9 protein-coding genes are annotated in these 10,614 nt (G+C 70.1%); 7 read left to right on the top strand and 2 right to left on the bottom strand.

Annotated elements, in window-relative coordinates; translation table 11 throughout:
• Nucleotides 1–86 precede the first annotated feature (86 nt).
• Nucleotides 87–1,238: a hypothetical protein gene (locus tag FNH08_RS33245; RefSeq protein ID WP_407704499.1), complete on the top strand. Its 1,152-nt coding sequence runs from the start codon at nt 87–89 to the stop codon at nt 1,236–1,238.
• Between the two features lie 77 nt (nt 1,239–1,315).
• Nucleotides 1,316–2,560, top strand: a complete 1,245-nt coding sequence (locus FNH08_RS33250; protein ID WP_194238696.1) for a hypothetical protein — start codon at nt 1,316–1,318, stop codon at nt 2,558–2,560.
• A gap of 98 nt (nt 2,561–2,658) precedes the next feature.
• Here FNH08_RS33250 and FNH08_RS33255 read toward each other — a convergent pair whose 3' ends face one another.
• Nucleotides 2,659–4,155, bottom strand: coding sequence for an oligopeptide:H+ symporter (locus tag FNH08_RS33255; protein ID WP_152775243.1), 1,497 nt, complete (start codon nt 4,153–4,155; stop codon nt 2,659–2,661).
• Between the two features lie 421 nt (nt 4,156–4,576).
• Here FNH08_RS33255 and FNH08_RS33260 point away from each other — a divergent pair, with 421 nt between their 5' ends.
• Entirely contained in the window at nt 4,577–5,254 is a 678-nt protein-coding gene (locus tag FNH08_RS33260; RefSeq protein WP_152775244.1) for a response regulator transcription factor, read from the top strand.
• Nucleotides 5,255–5,485: 231 nt separating this feature from the next.
• Nucleotides 5,486–6,760, top strand: coding sequence for an ATP-binding protein (locus tag FNH08_RS33265; protein ID WP_322725917.1), 1,275 nt, complete (start codon nt 5,486–5,488; stop codon nt 6,758–6,760).
• A gap of 116 nt (nt 6,761–6,876) precedes the next feature.
• Here the strand turns inward: FNH08_RS33265 and FNH08_RS33270 are convergent, their stop codons facing one another.
• Nucleotides 6,877–7,449, bottom strand: coding sequence for a GtrA family protein (locus FNH08_RS33270; protein WP_152775245.1), 573 nt, complete (start codon nt 7,447–7,449; stop codon nt 6,877–6,879).
• A gap of 222 nt (nt 7,450–7,671) precedes the next feature.
• On the opposite strand from FNH08_RS33270, the gene FNH08_RS33275 reads away from it, so the two are divergent.
• The 3 genes from FNH08_RS33275 to FNH08_RS33285 are packed head-to-tail and all read left to right on the top strand — an operon-like array spanning nt 7,672 to nt 10,558.
• Nucleotides 7,672–8,811 (top strand): 5-(carboxyamino)imidazole ribonucleotide synthase, encoded by a 1,140-nt coding sequence (locus FNH08_RS33275; RefSeq protein ID WP_322725918.1) that lies wholly within the window; start codon nt 7,672–7,674, stop codon nt 8,809–8,811.
• On the top strand, nt 8,808–9,350 hold the full coding sequence (purE, locus tag FNH08_RS33280; protein ID WP_152775246.1) for a 5-(carboxyamino)imidazole ribonucleotide mutase: 543 nt from the start codon (nt 8,808–8,810) through the stop codon (nt 9,348–9,350). Before FNH08_RS33275 ends, purE begins: the two co-directional genes overlap by 4 nt.
• A gap of 29 nt (nt 9,351–9,379) precedes the next feature.
• Nucleotides 9,380–10,558, top strand: a complete 1,179-nt coding sequence (locus FNH08_RS33285) for a dipeptidase (protein ID WP_152775247.1) — start codon at nt 9,380–9,382, stop codon at nt 10,556–10,558.
• Nucleotides 10,559–10,614: the final 56 nt, after the last annotated feature.

Raw genomic sequence — 10,614 nt, forward strand, 5'->3', positions numbered from 1 at the left:
GTCGTACGGCGGTCAGGGCGCCGTGGGGCGGCGGCGCGGGCGGAGGAACCGGGGCGCGGCGAAGTCGAGTTGACGGGAGCGGTGACGTGAGACGGATCTCGGCGCTGGTGGCGGTGCTCGCGCTCGTCCTGGTCCCGCTCGTGGGAGCGGGGGTGGGAACGGCCGCGTGGGCGGCGGACAAGCCGGCCGTCAAGCTGTCCAAGTCCCAGGCGGGGACGGGCGGTTCGATCACCGTGAGCGGAAGCGGATGGCGGCCGAGGGCGCTGCTGATGCTGCTGATCTGCGGTCGCGCCACACCGTCCCGCGGGGTGATCGGCGGCACCAACTCCTGCGCCAACGCCGACGGCCGGGCCGTCACCACCGACTCGAAGGGCGCCTTCAGCAAGAAGCTGCCCGTGGTCGAGCCGCCCGTGCCCTGCCCGTGCGTGGTCCATGTCGCGACGGTGACCGGCGAGAAGGCCGAGGCGGACGCGGTCTTCCAGGTGGCCGGGCACGCGGTGGAGCCGTTGCCGGAGGAGGCGGCCGGGGGGCGGCTCTCGATCCTCACGGACACCCGGCTGGACGGTTCGAGCGGGCTGCTGACGTGGTTCGGGGCGCCGCCGCAGCGTCGGCTCGTCTTCACCGTCGGCAACCTCGGCACATCCCCCGTCAAGGACCCGGTCTTCCAAGTGGGCACCTCCCACGGGGTGTTCGCTCCCCAGTGGGAGGAGCAGCAGTGGCGCGGCACGATCCAGCCGGGCAAGAAGGCGCGGATCGCGTTGCCGGTCGAGCTGGCTGCCGGGGCGCACGGGTCCTACACCGTCTCGCTCAAGTACGGCGGCAAGGTGCTCGCCGAACAGCCCTGGGGCGTGGGGCGGCCCTGGGGCGTGAGTCTCTTCTGGATCCTGCTCGCCGTCGTCGTGCCGGCCGCGGTGTTCCGCATCGGGATGGCCGTGGTCGAGCGGGTCAGGCCCCGCGCCCGGGTGTCGGGGCGGCACCGGGGGCTACGGCTGCCCGAACTGCGCGGACGGCTGCTGGGTTCGGTGCTGGGACGCACGTCGACCCGCTCCGGGCCGACCGTGCCGCGGGCCGAGCCGTCCAGGTCCGCTGTGGCGTCCCCCACGAGCGCGGTCCCTCGTACGACCCCGACCCTGCCGTGGTTCACGCCGGACTCCGAGCCGGGGACGGCGGCGGCCGGGCAGCTCTCCGCACCGAAAGAGAACGGTTCGACGACTCCGACCAGGAAGGGAAACACGTGAGCGCGCAACGGAGAGTTCTCACGGTACGGCGTGGGAGAGCTGAGCGACGCCGGGGAAGCGCAGCCGGGGTGGCGCTGATGCTGGGCGGGGCCGGGGTCCTGCTCGGGGTGGCCGCGGTCCCGGCGCAGGCCGCGGAGGTGTCGTACGCGACGAAGTGCGTGCCGCCCGACATCTCGGGGCTGCCGCCCGTCGAGGGCACCACCAAGGCGGAGGTGACCGCGCCCGCCACGGCGAAGGTGGGGGACGAGGTCGAGCTGGTGTGGAAGTTCGTCCAGGCGGCCTCCAAGAACCCCGACCTCATCGACCTGCCCGCGAACTCCGTCCAGCCGAGCGGCACGCTGAAGGCGGCCGGGGCGCAGACGGCGGACATCGCGATGCAGGGGCCGCGGGAGAACCCGGCCATTCCCAAGGGCGGCGCCATGGTGCTGTCCGAGATGAAGGGCAAACTGAAGCTGACGAAGGCCGGGCAGGTGACGCTGACGCCGGACGCGTACGCGATCAACGTCATGTCGACCGACACCAAGTGCGCCCCGACGGAGGCCGTGCAGTCCGCCGCCACCATCAACGTGACCGAGGGCAGCGGGGGTACGTCGACCCCCACGCAGACACCGACGCCGAGTGGGACGCCGACACCGACACCGACGCAGACCGCGACGCCGACCCCCACCGGTGGTGACGACGGCGGGCAGACCGACTTCACCGGCAAGGAGGTCCAGGTCCCCTACAAGTGCAAGACACCCATCGGCGACAAGGACGCCACCTCGCCCGTGCAGATCAACGCCAAGAAGAACGGCGGGAGTTACGACCTCACCGTGCAGTTCAAGAAGTCGGTGATGGACAGTCCGGCGGACATCCCCAAGGACTCCGTCAAACCGTCGATGGAGGTGGCCCTGGGCGGTGCCGACACGGGCACCGTGCATGTGGAGGGGCCGACGAACTCCGAGGCGATCAAGTCCGGCGACCCGATCGAGGTCCCCGATCTGACGGGTACGTACAAGCCGGGCGCCTCCGGTGAGTCGACGCTCTCGCCGGGTGTGCTGACGGTCGAGGCGCTGGGCACGACGACGACGTGCACCCCGTCCAAGAGCGAGGTCTCGCTGACCCTCGACACGACGGAGCAGCCCGGCGGTGCCGCGGGCGGCGGTTCGGCGGGAGGCTCGGCCGGCGGCTCGTCGACCGGCTCCGGCGGCACGTCGGGTGGCCTGGCCGAGACGGGCGCCGAGGACCACGGTTCGCTCAAGGCGCTGGGGCTGGTCGCGGGGACGGTGACGCTGCTGGGCGGCGCCGTGTTCACGTTCCTGCCGCGTCGCCGGGTGCGCTGACGGTTCCCGGAACGGCGCACCAGCAGCCCTGGAACAGCCGAAGGGCCGCCCCACCGGGGAGGGTGGGGCGGCCCTTCACACGTCCTGTGCGTCCCGCGTCAGCGCACGTCGCCCATCATCTGCTTCACCTTGTTGCGGTACATCCACACCGCGACACCGGCGACCACGGCGAGCGCGGCCTCCAGGGCGACGACGCCGGTGCCGTTCAGGCCGACGCCCGCGATGGAGAGCAGACCCGTGGTCGCGTCGCCGGCGGTGACGGCCAGGAACCAGACGCCCATCATCTGGGAGGCGTACTTCGCCGGGGCCATCTTCGTGGTCACGGACAGGCCGACCGGGGAGAGCATCAGCTCACCGACGGTCTGGACGAAGTAGATCGCCACCAGCCACATCGCGGCCGCCTTGTGACCGCCCTCGGCGATCGACAGCGGCGCGAGGAACAGGAAGAAGGACGCGCCGACCAGGACCAGACCCGAGGCGAACTTCACGATCGTGCTCGGCTCCTTGCCGCGCCGGTTCAGCGCGAGCCAGAACCAGGCGAAGACCGGGGCCATGGCCATGATCAGCACCGGGTTGACCGACTGGTACCAGGAGACCGGGAACGACCAGCCGAAGACGCTGTTCTCGGCCGACGAGTCGGCGAAGATCGACAGGGTCGAGCCGCCCTGGTCGTAGATCATCCAGAAGACGGCGGCGGCGACGAAGAACCAGATGTACGCGGACATCTTCGACTGGTCGGCGCGGTCGAGGTCCTTGTCGCGCTTTATGCGGACCAGCACCATCGTCGGGATGATCACACCGAGCAGGGTCAGCGGGACCAGGATCCAGTTCAGCGTGTAGTGGCCGGAGAAGCCGACGATCGCGTAGAAGACGACGGCGATGCCCGCCCAGATCGCGGCCTTGCGCAGCGTCGAGGTCTTCTCCTCGGCGGACAGCGGCGTCGGGACGACGCTGGAGCGCGGGGCGAGGTGGCGGCTGCCGATCAGGAACTGGGCCAGGCCCAGCCCCATGCCGAGCGCGGCGAGCGCGAAGCCCAGGTGCCAGCTGACGTTCTCACCGATGGTGCCGATGACCAGCGGCGCGGCGAAGGCACCGAGGTTGATGCCCATGTAGAAGACGGTGAAGCCGCCGTCGCGGCGCGGGTCGTCCGGGCCGTCGTAGAGGTGGCCGACCATCGTCGAGATGTTGGCCTTCAGCAGACCCGAGCCGATCGCGACGAGGCCGAGGCCCGCGTAGAACGTGCCGGAGGACGGCAGGGCCAGCGTGAGGTGGCCGAGCATGATGACGCCGCCCGCGACGGCGACGGTCTTGCGGGGACCCCAGACCCGGTCGCCGAACCAGCCGCCCGGCATGGCGAGCAGGTACACCAGCGACACGTACACCGAGTAGATCGCGGTGGCGGTCGCCGCGCTCAGGTGCAGGCCGCCGGGGGCGACGAGGTACAGCGGGAGCAGGGCCCGCATGCCGTAGTAGGAGAACCTCTCCCACATCTCGGTCATGAAGAGGGTGGCCAGCCCGCGGGGCTGGCCGAAGAAGGTCCTCTCGGAACCGGGGCTGCCCGGGGAGACCGAGTCCTTCGTCAGGCTGGACGCCATGGTCGTTCCTTGCTGGTCAGGGCGCGGGAGTCGGGATCCGTGTCACAGATCATTCCCGCACACAAAAGAGACCTTCGGCTTCACATGCCGCCGAAGGTCCCCGTGTGGTGCTAGGTCTGCCCCTTCACCATACGTCAGGGTAACAACGGATCCGAAAGCGCTTGAGACATGAATCACAGGTAAGAAAGGGGGTGTGATCTCTCATTTGAAGGTCGCAAACAGGATCGCATCCCATAGCCGCAGGAGGTCAACCCGGGCGTGTCACTGTGGGTCACGGCAACGGGGGACGGTTCGGTCCGGTGGCGGTGGACGAGCCGGGAGATCGTCGCCCGCGAAGGTAAGAAGTTCGCAGCGTGAAGGTGTGAATCACGGTTGCCGATCACCCTCCCTGGTGCCGTCAAAGGCGGTTTACCATCACCCCATGACCCGAGTACTGCTCGCCGAGGACGACTCGGCCATCTCGGAGCCACTGGCCCGCGCACTGCGCCGGGAGGGCTACGAGGTCGAGGTGCGCCAGGACGGTCCCACCGCGTTGGACGCCGGGATGCAGGGTGGCGTCGACCTGGTCGTCCTGGATCTGGGGCTGCCCGGCATGGACGGCCTGGAGGTGGCGCGCAGGCTCCGCGCCGAGGGACTCAGCGTCCCGATCCTCATCCTGACCGCGCGCGCCGACGAGGTGGACACCGTCGTCGGTCTCGACGCCGGTGCCGACGACTACGTCACCAAGCCGTTCCGGCTCGCCGAGCTGCTCGCCCGTGTGCGGGCCCTGCTGCGGCGCGGCGCGGCGGAGCCCCAGCAGCCGCCCGCCACCCATGGCGTCCGTATCGACGTCGAGTCCCACCGGGCGTGGATGGGGGAGGAGGAGCTCCAGCTCACGGCGAAGGAGTTCGACCTGCTGCGGGTGCTCGTGCGGGACGCGGGGCGGGTCGTCACCCGGGACCAGTTGATGCGGGAGGTCTGGGACACGACGTGGTGGTCGTCGACCAAGACGCTCGACATGCACATTTCGTGGTTGCGGAAGAAGCTCGGGGACGATGCGGCTAATCCGCGGTACATCGCGACGGTTCGGGGTGTTGGGTTCCGTTTCGAAAAAAGCTGACCCCTTGTCTCGCTGATCGCGTTGCCGCCGTTGTGTCTGCGGTGGGTTCTGCGGCTGCGGGTCGTTCGTGGTTGCTCGCGCCCGCGCGGCGGAGCCGCATATAGGAACAGCCCCGCGCCCCTAAAAGATGCGCAGTTCCCCGCGCCCCTTTCGGGGGCGCCCGGCCGGACCGCGACAGCGCAGTACTCCGAGGCACACTGGTCCACGTAAATCTGCTGCTCGGAGGGGTCCGTGCGTCGTCGTCTCATTCAGTCCACGCTTGCCGTGGTGCTCGTGGTGATAGCGGTCTTCGGGGTCTCCCTGGTGATCGTCGAGACGCGCACGATCACCAACAGCGCCCAGGAGCGTGTCGACTCCGAGGCGGTGCGGCTGGTGAGCATCGTGGACAGCCGGATCCTGGGGGACGAGCGGGTCAGCGCGGACGTGCTCAGGGACCAGGTCGCCGACGGGCGGTACGCGCTCATCGACATCCCCGGCCGGGAACCGATCGAGATCGGGGAGCGGCCCACCGGTGACGTCATCCACTCCGAGGAGGAGGGCGACCAGGGCGAGACGGTCACGGTCGAGGAGCCGCGGTCGTCCGTGACCCGGGAGGTCGGCCGTACGCTGCTGATCATCGCCGCGGTCGCGCTGCTCGCCGTCGCCGCGGCCGTCCTCCTCGCCGTACGCCAGGCCAACCGCCTCGCGTCCCCCCTCACCGACCTCGCGCAGACCGCGGAGCGCCTCGGCTCGGGCGACCCGAGGCCGCGCCACAAGCGGTACGGCGTCCCGGAGCTGGACCGGGTCGCGGACGTCCTCGACGCCTCCGCCGAGCGCATCGCCCGTATGCTCACCGCCGAGCGGCGCCTGGCCGCCGACGCCTCCCACCAGCTCCGTACACCGCTGACGGCGCTCTCCATGCGGCTGGAGGAGATCACCCTCACCGACGATCCGGACACGGTGAAGGAGGAGGCGACCATCGCGCTGACGCAGGTAGAGCGGCTCACGGATGTGGTCGAGCGGCTGCTGACGAACTCCCGCGACCCGCGCACCGGCTCGGCCGTCTCGTTCGACCTCGACGAGGTGATCAAGCAGCAGCTGGAGGAGTGGCGGCCCGCCTACCGCAGCGCGGGCCGCGCGATCGTCAGCTCGGGCAAGCGGCATCTTCGGGCCGTGGGGACGCCGGGAGCGGTGGCCCAGGTGCTGGCGGCGCTCATCGAGAACTCGCTGATGCACGGGGGCGGGACCGTGGCGCTGCGCACGCGCGTGACCGGTAACCAGGCGGTGATCGAGGTGACCGACGAAGGGCCCGGCATCCCCGTCGATCTGGGGGCGCGGATCTTCGAGCGGGCGATCAGCGGGCGGAACTCGACGGGGATCGGGCTGGCCGTGGCGCGCGATCTGGCCGAGGCGGACGGGGGGCGCCTGGAGATGCTCCAGCTTCAGCCGCCGGTTTTCGGGTTGTTCCTGTCGCGGACGCCGTTGAAGTCGGTGCCGTCGGGGAGTGAGCGGAGGACTGTGCGGTAGCCGTTTCGGTGGGTGACCGTTTTTGCGCAGTTCCCCGCGCCCCTTTTTTTTGGGGTGGTGCGGCTTGTTTTTTGCTGCCGGTTGTTTGTGGCTGGTCGCGCAGTTCCCCGCGCCCCTTACGGGGCGCCCCGGTTCCCCCGGCGGTACGCCGTACTGCCCGACAGCGCCGGCCTGCGGCGTGGGCCCTCCGCCAGGAACGACTCCGCGCTCGCCACCGCCTCCTTCGCCGGGAGGGTGCGGAAGACCCAGGTGCGGTAGGACCAGAAACGGAACAGGGTGGCGATGCCGATGCCGAGGAACTTGAAGACGTTGCTCTGAAGGGGGCTGTCCCAGCCGAAACCGTAGGTGGCGGCATACAGGACGCCGTTCTCGATGACGAGGCCGACCGCGCTGAACAGGAGGAAGAGCGTCAGCTCCTTCGTCCGGCCGCTCTTGTCGCGGTCGCGGTAGGTGAAGTAGCGGAAGCCGACGTAGTTGAACGCGATCGCGACGATCGTGGCGATGACACTGGCCCGCACCACCTGGAGGTCCGTGACGTGCCGGACCAGGTTGAACACGCCGAGGTTGACCAGCAGTCCCGCTCCGCCGACCGCGCCGAACTTGGCGATCTCACGTCCGAGCTGCTCTATCTGCCGGCGCAGGCCACCGCGCGCGGGCCCCGCTTTCGGCCCCGAGGTGGTATTGCCCATGGTGTGCCGGCCCCCGTCGCGTCGATTCGTCAGTCGGTTTCGTCGGTCGGTTCATCGGTGGATCGTCGGTGCGTCGTCGGTAGGGTGCGCCGACTCCGCCATGCTAACCAGGACCCCTTGGGGCTGCCTGTGTACGAGCTCACAGGAGTCGTCAAGGCTCTGGCAAAGGGTGTGAAAACCAGCCGCCGGAGGGCCGGCCGCGGTGGCCGATACCCTGGGGGTGTGACGTTCCCGGTAGTCGGCATGGTCGGCGGTGGTCAGCTCGCTCGTATGACACACGAGGCGGGCATCCCGTTGGGCATCAGGTTCAAGCTCCTCAGTGACACTCCTCAGGATTCCGCGGCGCAGGTCGTGAACGATGTCGTCATAGGCGACTATCGCGACCTCGACACGCTGCGCGACTTCGCACGCGGCTGTGACGTGATCACCTTCGATCACGAGCACGTGCCCACCGATCATTTGCGCGCGCTGGAGGCGGACGGCATCCCCGTGCGCCCCGGTCCGGACGCGCTCGTGCACGCCCAGGACAAGGGCGTGATGCGGGCGAAGCTGGATTCCATCGGCGTGCCGTGCCCGCGGCACCGGATCGTGGCCGATCCGGACGACGTGGTCGCGTTCGCGGAGGAAGGGGACGGTTTTCCGGTCGTTCTCAAGACCGTCCGCGGTGGCTACGACGGCAAGGGCGTGTGGGTCGTACGGTCCGCGGAGGAGGCCGCCGACCCCTTCCGGGCCGGTGTCCCCGTGCTCGCCGAGGAGAAGGTCGACTTCGTCCGGGAGCTGGCCGCGAACGTCGTACGCTCGCCGCACGGCCAGGCCGTCGCGTACCCGGTGGTCGAATCGCAGCAGGTCGACGGCGTGTGCGACACCGTCATCGCGCCGGCCCCCGACCTCGACGAGGCGCTCGCCCTGCGCGCCGAGGAGCTGGCGCTGCGGATCGCCAAGGAACTCGGTGTCGTCGGCCACCTCGCCGTCGAGCTGTTCCAGACCCACGACGGCCGCATCCTCGTCAACGAACTCGCCATGCGCCCGCACAACTCCGGCCACTGGACGCAGGACGGCGCGATCACCTCGCAGTTCGCCAACCACGTGCGCGCCGTGCTCGACCTGCCGCTCGGCGACCCGCGCCCCCGCGCCGGCTGGACGGTCATGGTGAACGTCCTCGGCGGCGACTTCCCGGACATGTACTCCGCGTACCTGCACTGCATGGCCCGCGACCCGCAGCTCAAGATCCACATGTACGGCAAGGACGTGAAGCCCGGCCGCAAGGTGGGCCACGTCAACACCTACGGCGACGACCTCGACGACGTGCTGGAGCGCGCCCGTCACGCAGCCGGCTACCTGAGAGGGACCATCACCGAATGAGCACCACCGCCGGCCCGGTCGTGGGCATCGTCATGGGATCGGACTCCGACTGGCCCGTCATGGAGGCCGCCGCGCAGGCCCTCGACGAGTTCGAGATCGCGTACGAGGTCGACGTCGTCTCCGCGCACCGTATGCCCCGCGAGATGGTCGCGTACGGCGAGGAGGCCGCCGAGCGGGGCCTGAAGGTGATCATCGCGGGTGCCGGGGGAGCCGCGCACCTGCCCGGCATGCTCGCCTCGGTCACACCGCTGCCCGTCATCGGCGTGCCCGTCCCGCTGAAGTACCTGGACGGCATGGACAGCCTGCTGTCGATCGTGCAGATGCCGGCCGGCGTGCCGGTCGCGACCGTCTCCGTCGCCGGCGCGCGCAACGCCGGACTGCTGGCCGCCCGTATCCTCGCCACGCAGGACGAGGAACTCCTCGGCCGTATGCGGGAGTTCCAGCAGGAGCTGAACGACCAGGCCACCGAGAAGGGCAAGCGCCTGCGCTCCAAGGTGGAGGGCGCGGCGGGCGGTTTCGGTTTCGGCTCGGGTAAGTGATCGGTATCACGCCTATGGGGGAGGCAGGTATGACGTCACTGAGGGAAGCCCGGGAGCTCCTGACCGAGTTCCCCGTCGTCGACGGCCACAACGACCTGCCCTGGGCCCTGCGCCAACAGGTCCGCTACGACCTCGGCGCCCGCGACATCGCCACCGACCAGAGCGCCCACCTGCACACGGACCTCGCACGGCTGCGCGCGGGCGGGGTCGGGGCACAGTTCTGGTCGGTGTACGTGCGCTCGGACATGCCCGGCGCGGTGACCGCCACGCTCGAACAGATCGACTGCGTACGACAGTTGATCGACCGCTATCCCCAGGACCTGCGGGCCGCGCTCACGGCCGCCGACATGGAGACGGCGCGCGGCGAGGGCCGTATCGCCTCGCTCATGGGTGCCGAGGGCGGCCACTCCATCGACAACTCCCTCGCCACGCTGCGCGGCCTGTACGGGTTGGGCGTCCGCTACATGACGCTCACCCACAACGACAACATCGCCTGGGCGGACTCGGCGACGGACGAACCTGGCGTCGGTGGCCTGTCCGCCTTCGGCCGCGAGGTCGTCCGGGAGATGAACCGGCTCGGCATGCTCGTGGACCTCTCCCACGTGGCGGCGACGACCATGCGGGACGCGCTGGACACCTCCACCGCACCCGTGATCTTCAGCCACTCCTCCTCGCGCGCGGTGTGCGACCACCCGCGCAACATCCCGGACGACGTGCTGGAGCGGCTGCCCGGCAACGGGGGAGTGGCGATGGTGACGTTCGTGCCGAAGTTCGTGCTCCAGGCGGCGGTCGACTGGACGGCGGCGGCCGACGAGAACATGCGGGCCCGCGGCTTCCACCACCTCGACACCACCACCGAGGCGATGAAGGTCCACCGTGCCTTCGAGGAGGCCCACCCGCGCCCGGTCGCCACGGTGCCCACGGTCGCCGACCACCTGGACCACATGCGCGAGGTCGCCGGAATCGACCACCTCGGCATCGGCGGCGACTACGACGGCACGGCCTTCACCCCGGACGGTCTCAGCGACGTCTCCGGCTACCCGAACCTGATCGCCGAGCTCCTCGACCGCGGCTGGTCGAAGGCCGACCTGGCCAAGCTGACCTGGCGGAACGCGGTACGGGTGCTGGGCGCCGCCGAGGACGTGGCACGGGACCTGCGCTCGCGTACGGCTCCCTCGAACGCCACGCTGGCGGAGCTGGACGGCTGACCTCGTGCGGGGTGCCCCGGCCCGGGGCGCCCCGTACGCCGGCCGTACCCCCGAAC

Source organism: Streptomyces spongiae, from assembly GCF_009377185.1.
Classification (GTDB): Bacteria; Actinomycetota; Actinomycetes; order Streptomycetales; family Streptomycetaceae; genus Streptomyces; species Streptomyces spongiae.